Below are 19,576 nucleotides of genomic sequence, written 5' to 3' on the forward strand. Positions count from 1 at the left end.
TGAGGCGCTGCGCTCCTTCCCCCTTCTCTTGCATCGCTGCGCGATGCGGAAGGGGGACGCCACCCGTGCGGCGGGGCGGCCCTTGCACGGTGGCACTGGCCTTGGGCCGCGCCAGTCATGACCACTTTGGTCGATGGTAAAAGCGGGGAATGCAATTTTTCAAGACGAAGAAGCGGGGATTGGCAATGGTCTTCAGCCTCGGTGCTGTTTGCGTGATGCTGATGAGCGCCGATGCCCACGCACAGGCCGGTGCCGCCTGCAAACCCGGCGGCACCGTGGATGAAACCAACGCCTGCGCCGTGCAAGCCTTTCAGGCGGCCGATGCCGAGGTCGCCATTCTCTATGCCGATGTGATGCGCGCGCTGTCGGCCCATGAGCGGCCCCAACTGCGGCAAGAGCACACGGCTTGGCAACGCGAGCGCACCACCCGCTGCAAGCAGGCCCAGCGCAGCAGCGAGTCGCAGCCCCAGTGGCCACGCCTGTACCACGAGTGCCTGACGGCCGAGACCCAGGCGCGCCGCAAGGGCCTGATGCGCTGGCTGACGCTGGACCACCCGTCCGCCAAGCCATAAACACGCCCCACCCCAGAACAACACAAAGCCAAGAGACAGAACACCATGGACTTTGAACTCACCGAAGAACAACGCGCCTTTGCCCAGACGGCCCGCGACTTTGCACAAGCCGAGTTCGCACCCCACGCCGCGCACTGGGACGAGGAAGGCATCTTCCCGAAAGAAGCCATCGCCAAGGCGGGCGAGCTGGGCTTTTGTGGCCTGTACGCGCCCGAAGCCGCCGGTGGCCTCGCCCTGCCCCGGCTGGATGCCACCCTGGTGTTTGAAGAGATGGCGGCCATCGACCCCAGCACCACCGCCTTCATCACCATCCACAACATGGCCACCTGGATGCTGGGCACCTGGGCCACGCCCGCCGTGCGCGACCACTGGGGCCCGCTGCTCACCACGGGCGAAAAGCTCGCGTCCTACTGCCTCACCGAGCCCGGCGCAGGCTCCGACGCCGCCTCGCTCAAGACCCGCGCCGAGCTGGTGGGCAACGAATACGTCATCAACGGCAGCAAAGCCTTCATCAGCGGCGCGGGCAGCACCGATGTGCTGGTGCTCATGGCCCGCACGGGTGATGCGCAGTCTGGCGCCAGCGGCATCAGCGCCTTTGCCGTGCCCGCCAATACGCCCGGCATCAGCTACGGCAAGAAGGAACAGAAGATGGGCTGGAACAGCCAGCCCACGCGCACCATCAGTTTTGACAACGTGCGCATCCCGGCCGACCACCTGCTGGGCCGCGAGGGCGAAGGCTTCAAGATCGCCATGAAGGGCCTGGACGGCGGCCGCATCAACATCGCCACCTGCTCGGTGGGCGCGGCGCAAGGCGCGCTCAACGCCGCCCAGCAGTACATGCAAGACCGCAAGCAGTTCGGCAAACCCATCGCCAGCTTCCAGGCGCTGCAGTTCAAGCTGGCCGACATGGCCACCGAGCTGGTCGCCGCGCGCCAGATGGTGCGCCTGGCCGCCAGCAAGCTCGACGCGGGTGCACGCGACGCATCCACCTACTGCGCCATGGCCAAGCGCTTTGCTACCGACGCAGGCTTTACCGTCATCAACGACGCCCTGCAGTTGCACGGCGGCTACGGCTACATCCGCGAATACCCGCTGGAGCGCCTGCTGCGCGACGCGCGTGTGCACCAGATTCTGGAGGGCACGAATGAAATCATGCGCGTGATCATTGCGCGGCGCATGCTGGACGGAGATGCCACGGAGGTGATCCGATAGTCGCGATTACTATCAATTTAATAGCTTCTCGCGCTTATCCCACAAGCGCTAGTGGCCAAATTGATTCAGATTCATGCCCGCCCGCCCGCTCTCTGACGAAACGCTGCACCTGATCGACGCCGTCCGCACGGCGCTTGCGCACCGCAGCGACGTGCAAGAGCGCCCGCTGTTCGGCACCCACGCCTTTTTTGTGGACGGCAAGATGTGCATCGCCGTCAAGGGCAACGAGCTGCTGGTGCGCCTGCCGCCCGATCAGCACAGCGCGCTGCAGGAGATGCAGAACACCCGCGAGTTGTCGCCCGGCGGCGGCATGAAAGGCTACTTCTGGGTGGAGCCCAACGGCTATGCCACGCGGGCGCAGTGGAACTACTGGATTCAGGAGGCCCTGGCCTACAACCCGCTCGCCAGGGCCACGCCCCCGCGCAAGGCCAAGGCGCCCCCGCCCCCCGCAAACTGCCCGCGCCAAAAGCCGTGGGCCCGGGTGCAGCCAGAAAACACAGCATTTTCGAAGCCGACGACGACTGACCCCTTCCCCACCACCGATTGACCTGCACCTACTCACCAGCACCGATGGACCCCCATTTTTCAAGCATTTTTAGCCTCTAGCGCTTGGTGGATAAGCGCAAGCAGCTATCAATTTCATAGTATTTCATTCACCCCCATCACAACGACATCAAGGAGCAACACAGCATGACCAAAATCGCATTCATCGGCCTGGGCAACATGGGCGGCCCCATGGCCCACAACCTGCACAAGGCAGGCCACGAGGTGCGCGCGTTCGACCTCTCGCAACCCGCGCGCGACAAGCTGGCCGCAGACGGCGTGCCCATCGCAAGCGACGCCAAGGCGGCAGTCGCAGGCGCCGAAGTCGTCATCAGCATGCTGCCCGCCAGCCAGCATGTGGAAGGCCTCTTCTTGGGCGCGGGCGAACTGCTGGCCCAGTTGCCAGCAGGCACGCTGGTGATCGACTGCTCAACAATAGCCGCCGCCACCTCCCGCAAGGTGGCCGAGGCCGCCAAGGCCAAGGGCGTGGCCTTTATCGACGCACCCGTCTCCGGCGGCACCGGCGGCGCCATTGCAGGCACCCTCACCTTCATGGTGGGCGGCGACACCGCCGACCTGGAACGCGCCCGCCCCGTGCTCGAAAAAATGGGCGCCAACATCTTCCACGCCGGCAGCGTGGGCGCCGGCCAGACGGCCAAGATCTGCAACAACATGCTGCTGGGCATCCTGATGGCCGGCACCAGCGAAGCCATTGCCCTGGGCGTTGCCAACGGCCTCGACCCCAAGGTGCTCAGCGAAATCATGCGCCGCAGCTCGGGCGGCAACTGGGCACTGGAGAAGTACAACCCCTACCCCGGCGTGATGGAAACCGCGCCTGCCAGCAAGGGTTACGCGGGAGGATTTGGCACGGACCTGATGCTCAAGGACTTGGGGTTGGCGCAGGAGAATGCCATGGCGGTGAAGGCTGCCACGCCGCTGGGCGGCATGGCGCGCAATCTGTACGCCGCGCACAGCCTGGCGGGGCATGGGGCGCTGGATTTTTCCAGCATTATCAAGATGGTGCAGAAGGGGTGATGGGGAGCGCCCCACCATAAAGAAACGCCAGCGTCTGCTGGCGTTTTTGCAGCCCTTGTGACCTCTCGATGGAAAGGTTTGGCGTCACACGGGATGCGCTGAGAACCTGACCCCAAGGGCGCGAGCGACCTTGAGAATGGTGTCGAGGCGCGGCTTTGCGCCCGGTGCGAGGGCCTTGTAAAGACTCTCTCGACCTAGACCAGCATCCTTGGCGACTTGCGCCATTCCCTTTGCGCGTGCAACGTCGCTGAGCGCGAGCAGCAGAAGATCTGTGTCTTCGGTGTCCAGAACCGCAGTCATGTACTCGGCAATGGCTTCGTCATCGGTGAGGTAACGAGCCGCATCGAATGGGAGAAGCTTTGCCTTTGTCTTGGAAGTACTCATCACTCAAGCTCCAACTGTTGCAAGAGTTTCTGAGCTCGCTTGATGTCTCTTGCCTGGGTTGATTTGTCACCGCCAGCGAGCATGACGATGAGTACGTTCTGGCGTTTCGTAAAGTACAAGCGATAGCCCGGACCAAATGCGATTCGCATCTCCGATACCTCGTCTCCGACTGGTTTCCAGTCGCCAAGATTTCCTGCTTCGGCCAGACGTAGCCTGGCGACGATGCGCAACTGAGCCTTGAGGTCTTTGAGGCCATCAAGCCAGTCTTGGAATTCCTGCGTTTGACGTACCGTGAACATGCCGAGAATGTATCTATATGGATACGAATGTCAAGCGGCGGTTTGTGACTTCGTGACGCTCGACAGCCAAGGTCAGTCCGCTTGACTGATGGGATGGAATCCCCCCGCTTGTTTGCGTGAAGTCGGCGCAGTGGTCTTCATTGGCGTGGGAATCCAATCTTCAAAAGCAAAGAGTCCGACATGCATGCCACTACCGTGGCGCTCGATTTGGCCAAATCCGCTGTCGAGAACCCACGCAGGCAGCGTGGGCGCAGGCCAGACCGCCAAGATCTGCAACAACATGCTGCTGGGCATCCTGATGGCCGGCACCAGCGAAGCCATTGCCCTGGGCGTTGCCAACGGCCTCGACCCCAAGGTGCTCAGCGAAATCATGCGCCGCAGCTCGGGCGGCAACTGGGCACTGGAGAAGTACAACCCCTTCCCTGGCGTGATGGAAACCGCGCCTGCCAGCAAGGGCTATGCAGGCGGCTTTGGCACGGATTTGATGCTCAAGGACCTGGGCCTGGCGCAAGAGAACGCGATGGCGGTGAAGGCTGCCACGCCGCTCGGTGGCATGGCGCGCAACCTGTATGCGGCGCACAGCCTGGCGGGGCATGGGGCGCTGGATTTTTCCAGCATTATCAAAATGGTGCAGAAGGTGTGATGGGGAGCACCCCACCATAAAGAAACGCCAGCGTCTGCTGGCGTTTTCATTTTGGGGGCTGACGGAATCAATCTGTCGTCCGAACGGCATTACGAATTCACGCAGCGCGACCTGTGACAGACGCCGGTGATGGAACGTGACAGCAGACGCTCAACGTTGCCGCTCAGCCAACGCCGAAGGCGGTCGGATGCAGCGGCTTGTTATGCCTGTCTTTCACAAGCGTCATATGAACTCCGTTGTAATACTGACCATCAAGGCACACGGCTTCAGACTCGACTCCGTATTCCACGAAGCCGATTGACTTGTACAGCGTGATTGCCGGTTCGTTGGGCACGTATACCTGCAAGTTCACGCGATTCACACCGTTGTCGAAGGCGTGCTGAAGCGCGGTGTCTACAACCTGCCGGCTCAGTCCTCGACGGCGAAGCCGCGGTGAAGTGAAAACGCCCCACATCACCATTTTGTGATGCGATGACGGGAATTGGCCTGCGCGGTTAATGGCCGCTGTTGCGGCAAGCTCGCCTTCAATGAAACTACCGAACACAGCGTTTGGAAGAGGCGAAGAGAGTTGCGCGCGAAAGCCATCCAACGTGCGAGTGAGTTCTTCCTCAAACGTCAAACCCATTGGAATGGGATTTTCGCGTGTAACTTCCCGCCGTAGAGCAGAAAACGCCGCAGCGTCATCAGCGCCAAGACGACGAACATTCATTGACAGTGCAACTTGGTTCATTGGGCATAACGTTTGACAGGAGGGGTGACTAAAAGGCGCAGCCTTTTAGTCACCCCCTCGATGGAAGGGTTAGGCGTCATGTGGTGCGATGACCTCACGCCTTGACTATTGTGGCGTCAATCTCTACGAGTTGCCCCACGTAGCCCAGTCCGGCAATACCGAGCAGGGTAGCAGGCGGAACTTGGCCACCAAACCAATCTGCGACCGCTGACCATGCCGCAGAGAGACTTGCTTGATTCCCGACCACGTACACGACCAATTGTCGAATGTCCGTGACTTGAAATTCGTGTACTGCGAGGAGCCGCTCTAAGTTGCGCAGGCACTGCAAGGCTTGTGCGCTCGGGTCTTCGGGGCCCACCAAGTGGCCATGGGAGTCGAGAGGCACCTGGCCAGCCACAAACAGATGATCGCCGAGGCGATCCGCGTAGCGGTATTGCGGCGTAGCTGGGAGTCCTGCATTGAGTTCGGCTTCATTCATCGGACTTCATCAAGTGGCTGAGATTTTGGGGGCTTGGCTGCAGTCTGGGCTTCCGAGAACGGCGCAGCATGTGCTTGTTGACGCCTAACGCCCCAGTTAACTGGCAGCAACGTGCGCAGCACGTTGATGTCCAGTTGAACGCCGAGTTAGGCGGGTGAAAGATGCTTCAGAGGCCGAGTTGCGCATTGTGTTTTTTGGTTTTGAGTTCACGCGAGCCTCGGTGAGTCGGGGCCGGTTTCGAACTGAGGAAGCCCGTCACAAACGGGCCACCAGTTGGCCTTCGAGCCAGCGTAGAAGTGCGCCTCTAATGGGGCCTCAATGATTTCATTGATGAGACCGATGCGGATGCGAAGGACGTCAGGCAGTGATTCTCGTTTGCTGTATAGGGGCGAGCCACATACCTTGCAAAAGACGCGCTTCTTGCCTGGTGATGATTCGAAGGTAGATAGCAGGTCACCGCCTTGCGCAAGCGTGAACGCGTGGGTGCTAACCGGTACGTTGGTTGCGACGGCCGTGCCTTGTGCTTTGCGGCATTGAACACAATGACAGACTTGGATGGGATTCAGTTTGCCTGCGATCCTGAACTGAACTCCGCCACATAGGCAGCTTCCCGTGTAAGTACTCATATTTGCTTCTTTGTGGCCTAACGTTGGCGCTGTCCGGCACGCAGCATACGCCGCGAAGCGGCATTCTGCTGCTGCTTGACCGAGACGAGCAACTTGTTAAACATCACGTTCTGAATTGCTTGAACTGAATGGCATTTCGAACTCAGTTGGCAAAAAGACGATACATGCTATCGATCGACTCGGGGCCGTATGCAACTACACCTACGGGTACTTTGTAGTCGATGGCCTCGATAATTTTTCCTGCCCAGACAGGGCTGAATCCACCGCAAAGTTCAATGAGTTGAATTCCTTCCGCGACCATTTCCTTTGCAACGGCTACGCCTTTGCTTGCGTCGGATACGCCGACGACCTTCATGGAGAATTTTTCGGTTCCCTGATACTGAACGAAGTCGTCGCCAGTGACGATGAATCCGAATTTCGTGAGTGCCATGTTCAATCCTAAATTTTTCGGTTGGGTTTCGGTGACTTTTGATAACGACCAAAAATTGAAGTCGCGCGATGTTTAACGTAATTTAGACCGCAAACCCTGCGGGATAAACTGGACGTTGCGGGATATTCTGGACACAAATTCCTCCTGAAACTAGCTTGCAGCATGGGTTTGCAAGCAGGTGCCTGTTCAAATATCCAGGTATAAAAATTCCGTGAAACCCGGCAAGCATCAAGGCAACAAACTATAGCGTGCCCCGCAGGCCGGATTGGGGCAGCAGACTGCGCGCTGTGGGTGCTGACCGATCCGGCTTGAATCAATGGCCGCCTTGGGAACGGGATGCCCACCGTCGGCTCAGGGCCCCAAACTACCCCTTGCGAGCCACACACTTCCAAAAATATAAGAAAAAGTGGCGCTAGCGCTTATCCATCATGCGCCAACAGCTATCACAAACATAGCAATCCACATCAACTGCCCCGGGGCCGCAGCACCATGCGGTCGCGGCCCATTTCCACATCAAAGTGGCGCAGAAAGTTCTGGCCCAGCAAGGCGTCATCGTCGCTGCGGCCGGTGTAGCCGGTGCCCACGCGCAGGCCCGACACCGCCAGCGACCGCACGGTGACCGAGTCGGAAGCAACAACCCGCCCTTCGCGCAGGCCGTTGGCGGTCTGGAAGGTGATGGGGTCGCCGCCTTGCAGGCCGGCCTGGCGGGCCAGGGTGTCCGTCACACCGACCAGGCTGGCGCCCGTGTCCACCAGAAACATCACCGGCACGCCGTTGACGCTGCCCGCCACACGAAAGTGGCCGTCGTGGTGGCGGGGGATCACCACCGCGCCCTCGGCCGTGACGGTGGCGCCCTTGGGCTCAAGGGTGTACTGCATGGCAAAGTACAGCACGGCCATCACCACCAGCCAGAACGCGAGGATGCCCAGGGTGCCCACCCGCATGAGGCGGCGCGTGGGTTGGCCGGGATCAGCGGGAGGGATGTGGTGGTGGTGTGGAGTGCCCATGGCAAGCGGGATGGTGTGAAACGGTGCAAAGGTGGCATGCCCGCACAGCATAGGCGCAGCGCCAAAACCCCTCGCCGTGTGCCCGTATGGGCGTATGGTCGTATGGGCGTAGGTGCCCATGCATCTGTGACCCTGTGGCGCTCAGGAAGCTGGCGCCCCGCCAGCGCCTTGCAGAAACTGCGCCTCAAACTCGTCTGCCGGCAAGGGTTTGCTCAGCAGGTAGCCCTGGATCTCGTCGCAGCCCAGCAGGGCCAGCATGCGCGAGTGGTCTGCAGTTTCCACGCCTTCGGCCACCACCTTGAGGCCCAGCGAATGCCCCAGGTTGATGATGGTGGACACCAGTGCGCGCCCCTGGGGGCCCGTGTTCATGGCCAGGATGAAGGAGCGGTCGATCTTGAGGGTGTCCACCGGTAGCCGGGCCAGGTAGCTCAGCGATGAAAACCCGGTGCCGAAGTCGTCGATGGCGATGGTGATGCCCATCTGGCGCAGGGCGCACAGGCTGCGGGTGCTGTGGTCTACGTCGCCCATCACCATGCTTTCGGTGATCTCCAGCTCCAGCCCGGCGGCGGCGTGGGCGTCGTGGGCCACGGCGTCGGCCACCTCGGAGATGAAGCCCCGGTGCAGCAGTTGCAGCGACGATACGTTCACGGCCACGCGCAGGGGCGCAAAGCCTGCCTGGCGCCAGCGCAGGTTGTCGGCCAGCGCCTGCCGCAGGGCCCAGCGGCCCACGTCGTAGATAAGGCCGGTTTCCTCCAGGATGGGGATGAAGAGCGCGGGCGCCACCAGGCCCCGCTCGGGGTCGTGCCACCGGATGAGCGCTTCGGCGCCCGAGAGGGTGCCGGTGGGCAGGTGCAGCTTGGGCTGGTAGTGCAGCACGAACTGGTGCTTCTCCAGGGCGTCGCGCAGGCGGCCTTCCAGGCTCAGCGCCTCGGCCACGCGGGTGTTCATCTCCGATGTGTAAAACAGCAGGGTGTCTGCCGAGGCCTTGGCCTTGTTCACGGCGGCTTCGGCGTTGCGCAGCAGCGCTTCTGCATCGGCCCCATCCATGGGGTACAGCGCCACCCCGGCCTTTGCGGCCATGCGCAGCTCGGTGCCGCCCAGTGCAAAGGGGGCGTCAAAACACGCGCGCAGAAGGTGGTCTACCGCCAGGGCCACCGCGCCCGCGTCGCGTGCTTCGGTCACGGCCACGCCAAAGCTGTTGACGCCGATGCGCGCCACGTCCCAGGCATCGCCTGCCGCCTGCTGCAGCCGCTGCGCCACCTGCCGCAGCAGTTCGTCCCCCACTTGGCGGCCCAGAGTGTCGTTGACGATGCGAAACCGGCTGATGTCCAGCAGCGCAATGGCCTGCAAGGCCTTGGCGCCCTCGCGGGTGCGCAGGTGCTGGCCACTGCGCTCCAGAAACAGCGTGTGGTTGGGCAGGCCGGTGATTTCGTCGTAGTAGGCCAGGTAACGCAGCCGCTCTTCCTTACCCAGGTGGTCCAGCGCAAAGCCGATGTCCCCGGCCAGCTCCATCAAAAGCCGCATCTCGGCGTCGTCAAAAAAGCCCACCTCGTCGGCAAACAGGGCCATCACGCCCACCACTTCATGCGCCACCAGCAGCGGCAACACGGCCATGGACGCCACGCCCTGCGCGCCCAGGTATTGCGGCAGCAGGATGCGCGCGTCGCGCTGGATGTCGTCGCTCACCACGGGGCGTGCCGTGCGCACCACATCGGCACTCAGGCTCTCGCCCGGGGTGGGCTGGGCATGCAGTTGCAGGTGGTCCTGGATGTGCATGAGAAATTCGGCGCCCGCGCCGTACAGCGCCACCGGCACCACCCGCCCCAGGCCACGGTCCACCCGGCCGATCCATGCCATCCTGAACTGCCCGTGCTCCACCGCCACCCGGCACGACTCCTTGAAGAGCTCGTCGCGCTGGCGCACGCGCACGATCAGCGTGTTGATGCCGCTGAGCATGGCGTACACGCGGTTGAGCCGCTTGATCTTGCGCTCAGCATCGCGCCTTTCGGTGATGTCTTCGCCCAGGCTGGCCACGCCCGTGACCTGCCCGCCAACGGACCGCAGTACGGTGTTGTTCCAGTGCACCAGGCGCCGCCCGCCCGAGCGGGTGAGGATCTCGTTGTCAAAATGCCATGCCGACGGCCTGTCGGCCACGAGATCGGCAAACACGCCGCGCACATGGGCCATTTCGGGCGGCACGAACAGCTCGAACCAGTTGCGCCCGGAGACCTCTTCACGCTGCCAGCCGGTAAGCCGCAGCAGGTAGTCGTTGCAGTAGGTGATGCGGCCTTCGCAGTCGAGCATCATGGAAATCATCTCGACCTTGTCGAGCATGTCGTTGAAGCGGCGGTCGCTCTCGTGGAGCTCTTCTTCCGCACGCTTTTCCGTGGTGACGTCCTGGATGGTGTTGAACCAGCGGCCCTGCTCGCCGCGGCCCATGGCTTCCTCCAGCGGCTCCATCACCTGGCGCAGGTGCAGGTACTCCCCGTCAGCGCGCAGGATTCGGTAGGTGAAGTCCATGCGAGCGCCGTGCCAGGCGGCCTGCAGGGCATGCTGGCGAAACCGGGTGCGGTCGTCCGGGTGCACCAGCGCCAGCCAGTCGCGTGCCGACTGGGGCATGGCTTCGGGCACCAGCCCCAGCATGCCCGGCAGGGTGTCGAGCCAGCTTTCAAAGCTGCCGTCGTGCCGGCTGATCACGTGCGTGATCTTGGCCAGCGCCTGGGCGCGGCGCAGCCGCGCCAGGCTGGCACACTGCGCATCCAGCGTCTGCTGGTGGTCGTGCACCTGGTTCTGCAGCTGCTCGGCCCGCTGATGCGCCTGCAGGCACAGGTCGGCGTGTTCAAAAAGGCGCCCTGCGTGGGCGCCCAGCAGCGCCACCACTTCTTCGTCTTCGGCGCTGAAAGCCTCCGCCCCGGTCTTGTTGCCCAGGCAGATCCAGCCATGGCCCGTGGCCTGCGAAGCCACCGGCACCACCAGCGCTGAATACAGCGGCGGGTAGCCGGGGGGCAGGCCCACGTCGCACGGATCGCCGCCCGTGCACACCACCCGCTGCGGCTTGCGCGCTGCCCGCACACGCCCCAGCAGGCCGTGGGAAATGTGGGGCGCCAGGTGGGGCGCCATGTGGTTCGTTTCAGGCCCGCCCCCGGCGGGAGGTTTCAGCCCGGCCATGCAGGTGATGGCACGCCCGCCGTGAGCGCCCTGCACACACACCACGGCAAATTGCGCCCCTGCCAGCGTCAGTGCGCCGCTGCACACGCGCGACAGCATCGCCTGCGGCTCGCGCTCTGCGGCCACCTGCAGGCTGAGCGCGGCCAGCGCAGCAAAGCGGCGGTTCGTGGCCTCAGGCTCGGCCACACGGCGCAGGGGGGGTTCCGTCATAGGTGCAAGTGCCGCTCCGGGCATTACAAACCCGGGGCATCTGGCAACCCGTGCCATGGCGGCCCGGGGAGCGGCGGGTCCATCTTAGGCGGGAAGGCTGAGGGTTGACAACCGTCAAGTCGCCAGCGCCGGGCGGCAGCAAAAAGCCCCTGCTCCCTCCACAGGAACAGGGGCTTCACACCCGGCCCGGCAGCGCCAGCGCGCCGCGACGCCAGGGGCGCTTACATGTTTTCGATCATGACCTGCCCGAACCCCGAGCAGCTCACCTGGGTCGCGCCATCCATCAGGCGAGCAAAGTCGTAGGTGACCTTCTTGGAGGCAATGGACTTCTCCAGCGAGCTGATGATCAGGTCTGCCGCCGCCGTCCAGCCCATGTGGCGCAGCATCATTTCGGCCGACAGGATCTCGGAGCCGGGGTTCACGTAGTCCTTGCCCGCGTACTTGGGCGCCGTGCCGTGGGTGGCTTCAAAACACGCCACCGAATCGGACATGTTGGCGCCAGGGGCGATACCGATGCCGCCCACCTGCGCGGCCAGAGCGTCGGAGATGTAGTCGCCGTTCAGGTTCAAGGTGGCAACCACCGAGTATTCGGCCGGGCGCAGCAGGATCTGCTGCAGGAAGGCATCGGCGATGCTGTCCTTGATGGTGATGTCCTTGCCCGACTTGGGGCTCTTGAACTTGCACCAGGGGCCGCCGTCGATCAGCTGCGCACCAAACTCCTTCTGGGCCAGCGCGTAGGCCCAGTCGCGAAAACCGCCTTCGGTGTACTTCATGATGTTGCCCTTGTGCACGATGGTCACGCTGGGCTTGTCGTTGTCGATGGCGTACTGGATGGCCTTGCGCACCAGGCGCTCGGTGCCCTCGCGCGACACCGGCTTGACGCCGATGCCCGAAGTATTGGGAAAGCGGATCTTCTTGACGCCCATCTCGTCCTGCAGGAACTTGATGATCTTTTTGGCCTTGTCCGACTCGGCCTCGAATTCGATGCCGGCGTAGATGTCTTCCGAGTTCTCGCGGAAGATCACCATGTTGGTCTTTTCGGGCTCTTTCAGCGGCGATGGCACGCCCTTGAAATACTGCACGGGGCGCAGACAGACGTACAGGTCCAGCTCCTGGCGCAGTGCCACGTTCAGCGAACGGATGCCGCCGCCCACCGGCGTGGTCAGCGGGCCCTTGATGGACACCACGTACTCGCGCAGCACTGCCAAGGTTTCTTCGGGCAGCCACACGTCGGGGCCATACACCTTGGTCGATTTCTCGCCCGCGTACACCTCCATCCAGTGGATCTTCTTGGCGCCGCCATAAGCCTTGGCCACGGCGGCGTCCACCACCTTGATCATCACGGGCGTAATGTCGAGGCCCGTGCCGTCACCCTCGATGAAGGGAATGATGGGCTGGTCCGGCACATTCAGCGACATGTCGGCATTGACCGTGATTTTCTGGCCTTCGGCAGGCACCTTGATGTGCTGGTAGGTGGTCATGGAAGGGGTCTCCTGTGGAAGCCGAAGCACGTCCGGCAGATGGGCTGGAAAGGAATGGGCCGAGCCATTCTAATGACAAAAAATCGGGGGCCCAGGCTGTCCGCCCCCGGCACCGTCGTGGCGCCACCGCGCCACAGCACGCCCCCCACCGTGCGCTGATTGCTGCTGCCCGCGATGAACAACGCCCACGCTTTGCGCGGCCTTGTGCGCCGGTCTGCGCATTGCATCAAAATCGCCGGCTGACAGAGCGTGTGACCGCGCCTTTTTTCTGCCAGCTCGCCACGTTGTGGCAACCTGCCGCCTTGCCCTTTGCCCTGAAAGCCATGCCATGACCGCTTCTTCCCTGCCCTCCGGATCTTCAGCCCGCCGCGCCGTGGCCATTGCCCTGCTGGGCGCAGCACTGGCCGCACAGGCCCCGCTGGCGCTGGCCCAGGAGCAGCCGCAGTTGAACCTGCAGCGCACGGAGCTGACCATCGGCATGCACCGCATCGACGCCCAGGTGGCTGCCACGCCCCAGGAACGCCAGACGGGGCTGATGCACCGCAAGGAGATGCCTCAGCACGAGGGCATGCTGTTCGTGTTCGAGCAACCCGCGCAGCAGTGCTTCTGGATGAAGAACACGCTGCTGCCGCTCACGGCAGCGTTTGTGGATGACGACGGCACCATCGTGAACCTGGCCGACATGAAGCCGCAGACACTGGATTCGCACTGCTCCACCAAGCCGGTGCGCTATGTGCTGGAGATGAACCAGGGATGGTTTGCGAAGAAGAACATCAAGGCGGGCGCCAAGCTGGGCGGGGCGCTTTTCAGCCGCAAGTGATGCCGGAGCAACACGCCTTTTGGGCGCTGGCTCGCTACTATATTTATAGCTACTCGCGCTTACCTATCAAGCGCCAGAGCCTCAAAACACACAAACTCCATTAAAAAAACGGCCCGAGGGCCGTTTTTTTGTCTGCCCGCCTGACCTGCCGAGACAGGCGCAGGGCGGGCCGCCGTGGGCGTATCAGGCGAAGTTGGCTTCGGCAAACTTCCAGTTCACCAGCTTGTCGAGGAAGGTTTCGACAAACTTCGGGCGCATGTTGCGGTAGTCGATGTAGTACGCGTGTTCCCACACGTCCACCGTCAGCAGGGCCTTGTCGGCGGTGGTCAGGGGCGTGCCGGCGGCGCCGGTGTTGACGATGTCCACGCTGCCGTCGGCCTTCTTCACCAGCCAGGTCCAGCCCGAGCCGAAGTTGCCCACGGCCGACTTCACAAACGCTTCCTTGAAGGCGGCGTAGCTGCCCCACTTGGCGTTGATGGCTGCAGCCAGCGCGCCGGAAGGCTCGCCGCCGCCCTGGGGGGCCATGCAGCTCCAGAAGAAGGTGTGGTTCCAGATCTGCGCAGCGTTGTTGTAGATGCCGCCGCTCGACTTCTTGACGATCTCTTCGAGCGTCATCGATTCGAATTCGGTGCCCTTTTGCAGGTTGTTGAGGTTCACCACATAGGCGTTGTGGTGCTTGCCATGGTGGTATTCCAGGGTTTCCTGGCTGTAGTGCGGGGCCAGGGCGTCAATGGCGTAGGGCAGCGGGGGAAGGGTGTGTTCCATGGTGGTGTTTCCTTGTGGTTAGAAATTCTGGGATGCCATCTGCAACGCTTGCTTTCCTGAGCAACGCAGTCGGGCACAGAGCGAGGGGGCATTGTAGGAACATCAGATGACATGTGCAGCCCGGGGCCACGCCAAACCGGCGGCCAGGGCCACAAACCGGCCATGTCCTACACGAGTGCCCTCAGCAAGGCTTCACAGCAGCCGCGGCTGGGTGACCGTCACATCGACTGCACCATCGGCCAGGGTGGCCCGCAGCGCATCGCCAGGACGGGCCTGGCGCACACTGGTCACCGCGTGGCCATCAGCGTCGGTCAACAGCGCATAGCCGCGCTGCAGCACCAGGCGCGGGTCCAGCAGCTCCAGCCGCAAGGAGGCACGGCCGAGCCGGTCGGACTGCTGCGCCACGTTGCGTTGAAGCGCCTGGGGCAAATGGGCCGCCAGCGCTTGCTGTGATTGCGCCAGGCGCTGCAATTTCAGGAGCACGCCGTGGTGCATGCGCTGGGCCAGGCGGGCCAGCTGCATCTGCTCGCGCGCCACCAGGCCCGAGGGCCGGCCCAGCCGCGCCGCGGCCTGGTCCAGCCGCTGGTGCCGGGCATCGAGCTGGCGCTGCACCCCGTCGCTGATGCGCGCGGCCAGCAGCCCCAGGGCGCCCAGCCACACATCGCGCGGCTGGGCCGCCAGCTCGGCCGCGGCGGTGGGCGTGGGCGCGCGCAGGTCGGCGCAAAAGTCGGCAATGGTGAAGTCGGTCTCATGCCCCACGCCGCACACCAGGGGCACCGGGCTTTGCACGATGGTGCGGGCGAGCTGCTCGTCGTTGAACGCCCAGAGGTCTTCGATGGAACCACCACCGCGCACCAGCAAAATCACGTCAATCGGCGGATTCTGGCTCAAATCAGCCTCCGGGGCTTGCCCCGCTTGCGCAAGCAGATACAGTTTTGATAGCGCCGCAACCAGCGAGGCCGGCGCCGCAGCGCCCTGCACCTGCGCAGGCGCCAGCACCACCGGGATGTGCGGCACGCGCCGGCGCAGCGCCGTGACCACGTCGTGCAAGGCCGCTGCCCCGGTGGACGTCACCACACCGATGCCCCGCGGCTGCAAGGGCAGCGGGCGCTTGCGGGCGCTGTCAAACAGGCCTTCGGCGTCGAGCTGCGCCTTCAGGCGCAGGAACTGTTCGAACAAAGCGCCCTGCCCCGCCCGCTGCATGCTTTCCACGATGAACTGCAGGTCGCCCCGCGCCTCGTACACCCCGAGGCGCCCCCGCACTTCCACCAATTCGCCATCGCGCGGCGAAAAGTCAAGCAGGCTGGCGGCGCGGCGGAACATGGCGCAGCGCAACTGCCCAGTCGCATCTTTGACCGAGAAGTAGCAATGTCCGCTGGATGCGCGCGAAAAGCCCGTTATCTCGCCGCGCACCGCGACAGGATTGAACCTTGCCTCCAGCGCATCAGCAATGGCGCGGCATAGCGCGCCAACTTCCCACACACGCGGCGCCACTGCTTGGTTTGGGCGCTCAACCATGAGGCGCGGCGCGTGTTTGCGCGGGGCTTGAAGAGCGAGTACTCCACAGCGCCACGGGAGCGGCGGGGTAGCTTGCCGCTGTGGCCCGAGCCGGCCGCACAGCAAGCAGACACGTGCAAGTTGTTGTTTTATAAGGCATTTTTGCTGCGCAATTTTTCATCAATCTGTTGCAACCACGGCGTGGCGCCACTTTGCACGGACCGGAGACCGGGTTTCCCACAAAGTTATCCACAGATTTTGTGGGTGACACCGGCCGGGGAAAAGGCGCGCGGCGAGGTAACTGTTTGTGACGCAGAAGCCGCTGCAAGCTGGGCCATAATCGCCGATTGCTTTCATCTGCCCGGAGAGAGATTTGCTGTCCATCATACAAGCCGCAGGCTGGCCCATTTGGCCCCTGATTGCGTGTTCCGTCCTGGGAATGGCGCTGATTTTCGAACGGTTCGTGGCCCTCAAGACGGCCCGCGTCGCGCCGCCGAAATTGCTCGATGAAGCCATCACGGTATCGTCGAAAGCAGTGCCCACCCCCGACGTGGTGAACCAGCTGGCGCAGAACTCCGCGCTGGGCGAAGTGCTGGCCAGCGGCCTGCGCACCCTCAACAGCAACCCCCAGTGCAGCGAGACCGACCTGCGCGCCGCCATGGAAGGCGCTGGCCGTGCGGTGGCGCACCGGCTGGAGAAATACCTGTCGGCCCTGGCCACCATCGCTTCGGCCGCGCCCCTGCTGGGCCTGCTGGGCACCGTCATCGGCATGATCGAGATTTTTGGCTCGCAGGCCGGTGGCGGCGGCATGGGCCAGGCCATGGGCGGCGGCAACCCCGCGCAGCTGGCGCATGGCATCTCCATTGCGCTGTACAACACCGCGTTCGGCCTGATCGTGGCCATCCCGGCGCTGATCTTCTGGCGCTACTTCCGCGCCCGTGTGGATGCCTACCTGCTCACGCTGGAGCTCGCGTCCGAGCAGTTTGTGCGCCACATCCTGCGCCTGCGCAAGGCCAAATAAAAAGCCCTTTTTGGCCGCCTGCCCGCTTCCTTGCCATCGCCCATGAACTTCAGCCCCCGTCCCAAGAACGAGCCCGAGATCAACCTGATCCCGTTCATCGACGTGCTGCTGGTGATCCTCATCTTCCTGATGCTGACCACCACCTACAGCAAGTTCACCGAACTGCAGCTGACCCTGCCCGTGGCCGACGCCGAGCAGCAGCGCGACCACCCCAAGGAGGTGATCGTCTCTGTGGCGGCCGATGGCCGCTATGCCGTCAACAAGACCGGTGTGGACGGCAAGAGCGTGGACGCCATTGCGCAGGCGCTGCGCACCGCCGCCGCTGCGGGGCGTGACAGCGTGGTCATCATCAGCGCGGATGCAATGGCGCCACACCAGTCCGTGGTGTCGGTGATGGAGGCCGCACGCCGCGTGGGCCTCACGCAGATCACCTTTGCCACGCAGTCGTCGGCAACAGGCCGCGCCGCCAGCCGCTGACGGGCATGGCTGCCGCCGGGCCGCAGCCGCCCTCCGCCTCATCCACGACCCCTTCCACGACCGCTTCCACGCAGCGCGGCCTGCAACAGGTCTGGCACCAGCGCTCTGTGGCCGCATGGGCGCTGTGGCCTGTTTCGGTCATCTACGGCCTGGTGGTGCGCTTGCGCCGCGCCCTGTACCGCTGGGGGTGGCTGCGGGCAGAGCACCCCGGCCGGCCCGTGGTGGTGGTGGGCAATGTGATTGCCGGGGGCGCTGGCAAAACGCCCGTGGTTCTGGCGCTGGTGCACCATTTGGTGGCGCGCGGACTGCGCGTCGGGGTGATCTCCCGCGGGTACGGGCGCAGCACCACCGATTGCCGGGCCGCCACGCCCCACAGCAGCGCCAGCGATGTCGGTGACGAGCCCGCACTGATGGCGCGCAGCATGGCCGCGAGCCGGGCGCCCGGTACGGGAGCGGTGCCCGTGTATGTGGCCGCCCGCCGCATCGACGCCGCCCGCGCCCTGCTGGCCGCCCATCCGGATACCGACGTGCTGGTGTGCGACGACGGCCTGCAGCACCTTGCGCTGCAGCGCGATGTGGAGATCTGCGTGTTCAACGACCAAGGCATCGGCAATGGCTTTCTGCTGCCTGCGGGCCCGCTGCGCGAGCCCTGGCCGCGCAGCGTGGACTTCGTGCTGCACGCGGGCCACGCCGTGCCCGGTGGCACCGCACCAGCGTTCGGCCTGCAGCGCACCCTGGCTCCGCATGCGCTGCGCGCGGACGGCACGCAGGTGCCCCTGGCGCAATTGCAGGGCCAGCCGTTGCACGCGGTGGCGGCCGTGGCCCGGCCCGAAGACTTCTTTGCCATGCTGCGGGCGCAGGGGCTCACGCTGGCCCACGCAGAGCCCCTGCCCGATCACTATGATTTCAATAGCTGGAAGCGCTTGTCTGATAAGCGCTACACCCTGATTTGCACCGAAAAAGACGCCGTGAAGCTGTGGCTGCAGGGCGTGGATGCACTGGCCGTGCCCTTGCAACTGCAGATCGACCCCGGGTTCTTGGAAGCACTGGACGCCCGCCTGGATGCAGCCCTGGGCCAAGCCCGGTTGACATGAGCCCGCCGCTATCATCCATCCCCACCTGCCTGAACGAACCCTCCCCCGGAAAGCCCGCCGCCATGGATCCCAAACTGCTTGAACTGCTGGTCTGCCCCGTCACCAAAGGCCCGCTGACCTACAACCGCGAAGCCCAGGAACTGGTATCGCGCAGCGCACGCCTGGCCTACCCGGTGCGCGACGGCATACCGGTGCTGCTGGAGAACGAGGCCCGCACGCTCACCGACGAGGAACTGGAGCAGTGAGCACCCCGGCCGCCGCCGCCAGCGAGGGCAGCTTTACCGTACTGATCCCGGCCCGCATGGCGTCAAGCCGCCTGCCCGACAAGCCCCTGGCGGACATTGCGGGCCTGCCCATGGTGGTGCGCGTGGCCCGGCGCGCCGCCGCCAGTGGCGCCCAGCGCACCGTGGTGGCCGCTGACGATGTGCGCATCCTCGACGCCTGCCGCCAGCATGGGGTGGAAGCCATCCTCACCCGCAGCGACCACGCCAGCGGCAGCGACCGCCTGGCTGAAGCCTGCACCCTGCTGGGCCTGGAGGGCGACGACGTGGTGGTGAATGTGCAGGGCGACGAGCCACTGATGGAGCCTGGCCTCATCAACGCGGTGGCGGCCCTGCTCACCGCCCGGCCTGAAGCCAGCATGGGCACGGCCGCGCACGCCATTGCCTCGCTGGCCGACTACACCAACCCCAACGTGGTCAAGGTCGTGCTGGACGCGCGCGGGCTGGCGCACTATTTCAGCCGCGCGCCCATCCCGTTCGCACGCGACCATGCCGATGCGTGCTGGTGGGACGGCGCGGCCCGCGAGGCAGCGCCCGGCGTGGCCGCGCTGGCGGGGTTCGCGCCCTTGCGCCACGTGGGCATCTACAGTTACCGTGCGGACTTTTTGCGCGCGTTTCCGGCACTGGCGCCCGCGCCCACAGAGGCCGTGGAAGCGCTGGAGCAGCTGCGGGCGCTGTGGCATGGCCACCGCATTGCGGTGCACCTGACCGATACCGCGCCCGGGCCGGGTGTGGACACGCCCCAAGACCTGGAGCGGGTTCGCCGCCTGCTGGCTGGCTGATGTGCTGCACTGCCCACAGAA

The 19,576-nt window shown here is 64.2% G+C and carries 21 protein-coding genes and 1 pseudogene; 11 read left to right on the forward strand and 11 right to left on the reverse strand.

Annotated elements, in window-relative coordinates; genetic code table 11:
* The first annotated feature begins 185 nt into the window (after positions 1-185).
* The 4 genes from KYG_RS15410 (at position 186) to mmsB (ending at position 3,362) form a co-directional block, all read left to right on the forward strand.
* Positions 186-572, forward strand: a complete 387-nt coding sequence (locus KYG_RS15410; RefSeq protein ID WP_008905851.1) for a lysozyme inhibitor LprI family protein — start codon at positions 186-188, stop codon at positions 570-572.
* A gap of 45 nt (positions 573-617) precedes the next feature.
* Positions 618-1,784 (forward strand): acyl-CoA dehydrogenase family protein, encoded by a 1,167-nt coding sequence (locus KYG_RS15415; RefSeq protein WP_008905852.1) that lies wholly within the window; start codon positions 618-620, stop codon positions 1,782-1,784.
* A 73-nt stretch (positions 1,785-1,857) separates the two neighbouring features.
* Positions 1,858-2,331: a TfoX/Sxy family protein gene (locus KYG_RS15420; protein ID WP_008905853.1), complete on the forward strand. Its 474-nt coding sequence runs from the start codon at positions 1,858-1,860 to the stop codon at positions 2,329-2,331.
* A 143-nt stretch (positions 2,332-2,474) separates the two neighbouring features.
* Positions 2,475-3,362, forward strand: coding sequence for a 3-hydroxyisobutyrate dehydrogenase (gene mmsB, locus KYG_RS15425; RefSeq protein ID WP_008905854.1), 888 nt, complete (start codon positions 2,475-2,477; stop codon positions 3,360-3,362).
* Positions 3,363-3,446: 84 nt separating this feature from the next.
* Here the strand turns inward: mmsB and KYG_RS15430 are convergent, their stop codons facing one another.
* Both KYG_RS15430 and KYG_RS15435 read right to left on the reverse strand, forming a co-directional pair.
* Positions 3,447-3,746: an addiction module antidote protein gene (locus KYG_RS15430; RefSeq protein ID WP_008905855.1), complete on the reverse strand. Its 300-nt coding sequence runs from the start codon at positions 3,744-3,746 to the stop codon at positions 3,447-3,449.
* Positions 3,746-4,045, reverse strand: coding sequence for a type II toxin-antitoxin system RelE/ParE family toxin (locus tag KYG_RS15435; protein ID WP_008905856.1), 300 nt, complete (start codon positions 4,043-4,045; stop codon positions 3,746-3,748). The genes KYG_RS15430 and KYG_RS15435 overlap by 1 nt, the downstream gene beginning before the upstream one ends.
* Positions 4,046-4,277: 232 nt before the next feature.
* Between KYG_RS15435 and KYG_RS15440 the strand changes: the two are divergent.
* Positions 4,278-4,688: pseudogene (locus tag KYG_RS15440) on the forward strand (NAD-binding protein); the annotation flags it as partial.
* A gap of 163 nt (positions 4,689-4,851) precedes the next feature.
* On the opposite strand, the gene KYG_RS15445 reads toward KYG_RS15440, so the two are convergent.
* The 7 genes from KYG_RS15445 to icd all read right to left on the reverse strand — a co-directional run bounded on the left by KYG_RS15445 (position 4,852) and on the right by icd (position 12,818).
* Entirely contained in the window at positions 4,852-5,418 is a 567-nt protein-coding gene (locus tag KYG_RS15445) for a GNAT family N-acetyltransferase (RefSeq protein ID WP_085942596.1), read from the reverse strand.
* A gap of 94 nt (positions 5,419-5,512) precedes the next feature.
* Complete coding sequence (locus KYG_RS15450) at positions 5,513-5,896, reverse strand: RidA family protein (protein ID WP_008905859.1); 384 nt, start codon at positions 5,894-5,896, stop codon at positions 5,513-5,515.
* 206 nt (positions 5,897-6,102) lie between these two features.
* On the reverse strand, positions 6,103-6,522 hold the full coding sequence (locus KYG_RS23905; RefSeq protein ID WP_008905860.1) for a GFA family protein: 420 nt from the start codon (positions 6,520-6,522) through the stop codon (positions 6,103-6,105).
* A 142-nt stretch (positions 6,523-6,664) separates the two neighbouring features.
* Positions 6,665-6,952, reverse strand: coding sequence for a DUF6506 family protein (locus tag KYG_RS15455; RefSeq protein WP_008905861.1), 288 nt, complete (start codon positions 6,950-6,952; stop codon positions 6,665-6,667).
* A gap of 464 nt (positions 6,953-7,416) precedes the next feature.
* Positions 7,417-7,959, reverse strand: coding sequence for a TIGR02281 family clan AA aspartic protease (locus tag KYG_RS15460; RefSeq protein WP_034694922.1), 543 nt, complete (start codon positions 7,957-7,959; stop codon positions 7,417-7,419).
* A gap of 141 nt (positions 7,960-8,100) precedes the next feature.
* Complete coding sequence (locus tag KYG_RS15465; protein ID WP_008905863.1) at positions 8,101-11,337, reverse strand: EAL domain-containing protein; 3,237 nt, start codon at positions 11,335-11,337, stop codon at positions 8,101-8,103.
* A gap of 221 nt (positions 11,338-11,558) precedes the next feature.
* Complete coding sequence (icd, locus tag KYG_RS15470; RefSeq protein WP_008905864.1) at positions 11,559-12,818, reverse strand: NADP-dependent isocitrate dehydrogenase; 1,260 nt, start codon at positions 12,816-12,818, stop codon at positions 11,559-11,561.
* Between the two features lie 328 nt (positions 12,819-13,146).
* Between icd and KYG_RS15475 the strand changes: the two genes are divergently transcribed.
* Positions 13,147-13,638 (forward strand): DUF192 domain-containing protein, encoded by a 492-nt coding sequence (locus KYG_RS15475; RefSeq protein WP_008905865.1) that lies wholly within the window; start codon positions 13,147-13,149, stop codon positions 13,636-13,638.
* A 183-nt stretch (positions 13,639-13,821) separates the two neighbouring features.
* Here KYG_RS15475 and KYG_RS25245 read toward each other — a convergent pair whose 3' ends face one another.
* Together KYG_RS25245 and xseA are read right to left on the reverse strand one after the other, a co-directional pair.
* A complete protein-coding gene (locus KYG_RS25245; RefSeq protein WP_008905866.1) occupies positions 13,822-14,403 on the reverse strand; it encodes a superoxide dismutase in 582 nt (193 codons plus the stop codon).
* A 192-nt stretch (positions 14,404-14,595) separates the two neighbouring features.
* Positions 14,596-15,921, reverse strand: a complete 1,326-nt coding sequence (xseA, locus tag KYG_RS25250; RefSeq protein ID WP_034694905.1) for an exodeoxyribonuclease VII large subunit — start codon at positions 15,919-15,921, stop codon at positions 14,596-14,598.
* Between the two features lie 352 nt (positions 15,922-16,273).
* Between xseA and KYG_RS15490 the strand changes: the two genes are divergently transcribed.
* The 5 genes from KYG_RS15490 to kdsB all read left to right on the forward strand — a co-directional run bounded on the left by KYG_RS15490 (position 16,274) and on the right by kdsB (position 19,555).
* Entirely contained in the window at positions 16,274-16,921 is a 648-nt protein-coding gene (locus KYG_RS15490; protein WP_008905868.1) for a MotA/TolQ/ExbB proton channel family protein, read from the forward strand.
* A 42-nt stretch (positions 16,922-16,963) separates the two neighbouring features.
* The gene (locus KYG_RS15495; protein ID WP_008905869.1) at positions 16,964-17,398 is read left to right on the forward strand and encodes a biopolymer transporter ExbD; all 435 of its coding nucleotides are present in this window, start codon (positions 16,964-16,966) and stop codon (positions 17,396-17,398) included.
* A 5-nt stretch (positions 17,399-17,403) separates the two neighbouring features.
* Positions 17,404-18,492, forward strand: coding sequence for a tetraacyldisaccharide 4'-kinase (gene lpxK, locus KYG_RS15500; protein WP_008905870.1), 1,089 nt, complete (start codon positions 17,404-17,406; stop codon positions 18,490-18,492).
* Between the two features lie 62 nt (positions 18,493-18,554).
* Positions 18,555-18,737: a Trm112 family protein gene (locus tag KYG_RS15505; RefSeq protein WP_008905871.1), complete on the forward strand. Its 183-nt coding sequence runs from the start codon at positions 18,555-18,557 to the stop codon at positions 18,735-18,737.
* The gene (gene kdsB, locus KYG_RS15510; RefSeq protein ID WP_008905872.1) at positions 18,734-19,555 is read left to right on the forward strand and encodes a 3-deoxy-manno-octulosonate cytidylyltransferase; all 822 of its coding nucleotides are present in this window, start codon (positions 18,734-18,736) and stop codon (positions 19,553-19,555) included. The genes KYG_RS15505 and kdsB overlap by 4 nt, the downstream gene beginning before the upstream one ends.
* Positions 19,556-19,576 lie beyond the last annotated feature (21 nt).

The organism is Acidovorax sp. NO-1, from assembly GCF_000238595.1.
Classification (GTDB): domain Bacteria; phylum Pseudomonadota; class Gammaproteobacteria; order Burkholderiales; family Burkholderiaceae_C; genus Acidovorax.

Coding starts and splice junctions, on each gene's coding strand:
- KYG_RS15410 (WP_008905851.1), top strand. CDS start 186: ATGGTCTTCAGCCTCGGTGCTGTTTGCGTGATGCTGATGAGCGCCGAT.
- KYG_RS15415 (WP_008905852.1), top strand. CDS start 618: ATGGACTTTGAACTCACCGAAGAACAACGCGCCTTTGCCCAGACGGCC.
- KYG_RS15420 (WP_008905853.1), top strand. CDS start 1,858: ATGCCCGCCCGCCCGCTCTCTGACGAAACGCTGCACCTGATCGACGCC.
- mmsB (WP_008905854.1), top strand. CDS start 2,475: ATGACCAAAATCGCATTCATCGGCCTGGGCAACATGGGCGGCCCCATG.
- KYG_RS15430 (WP_008905855.1), bottom strand. CDS start 3,746: ATGAGTACTTCCAAGACAAAGGCAAAGCTTCTCCCATTCGATGCGGCT.
- KYG_RS15435 (WP_008905856.1), bottom strand. CDS start 4,045: ATGTTCACGGTACGTCAAACGCAGGAATTCCAAGACTGGCTTGATGGC.
- KYG_RS15445 (WP_085942596.1), bottom strand. CDS start 5,418: ATGAACCAAGTTGCACTGTCAATGAATGTTCGTCGTCTTGGCGCTGAT.
- KYG_RS15450 (WP_008905859.1), bottom strand. CDS start 5,896: ATGAATGAAGCCGAACTCAATGCAGGACTCCCAGCTACGCCGCAATAC.
- KYG_RS23905 (WP_008905860.1), bottom strand. CDS start 6,522: ATGAGTACTTACACGGGAAGCTGCCTATGTGGCGGAGTTCAGTTCAGG.
- KYG_RS15455 (WP_008905861.1), bottom strand. CDS start 6,952: ATGGCACTCACGAAATTCGGATTCATCGTCACTGGCGACGACTTCGTT.
- KYG_RS15460 (WP_034694922.1), bottom strand. CDS start 7,959: ATGGGCACTCCACACCACCACCACATCCCTCCCGCTGATCCCGGCCAA.
- KYG_RS15465 (WP_008905863.1), bottom strand. CDS start 11,337: ATGACGGAACCCCCCCTGCGCCGTGTGGCCGAGCCTGAGGCCACGAAC.
- icd (WP_008905864.1), bottom strand. CDS start 12,818: ATGACCACCTACCAGCACATCAAGGTGCCTGCCGAAGGCCAGAAAATC.
- KYG_RS15475 (WP_008905865.1), top strand. CDS start 13,147: ATGACCGCTTCTTCCCTGCCCTCCGGATCTTCAGCCCGCCGCGCCGTG.
- KYG_RS25245 (WP_008905866.1), bottom strand. CDS start 14,403: ATGGAACACACCCTTCCCCCGCTGCCCTACGCCATTGACGCCCTGGCC.
- xseA (WP_034694905.1), bottom strand. CDS start 15,921: ATGGTTGAGCGCCCAAACCAAGCAGTGGCGCCGCGTGTGTGGGAAGTT.
- KYG_RS15495 (WP_008905869.1), top strand. CDS start 16,964: ATGAACTTCAGCCCCCGTCCCAAGAACGAGCCCGAGATCAACCTGATC.
- lpxK (WP_008905870.1), top strand. CDS start 17,404: ATGGCTGCCGCCGGGCCGCAGCCGCCCTCCGCCTCATCCACGACCCCT.
- KYG_RS15505 (WP_008905871.1), top strand. CDS start 18,555: ATGGATCCCAAACTGCTTGAACTGCTGGTCTGCCCCGTCACCAAAGGC.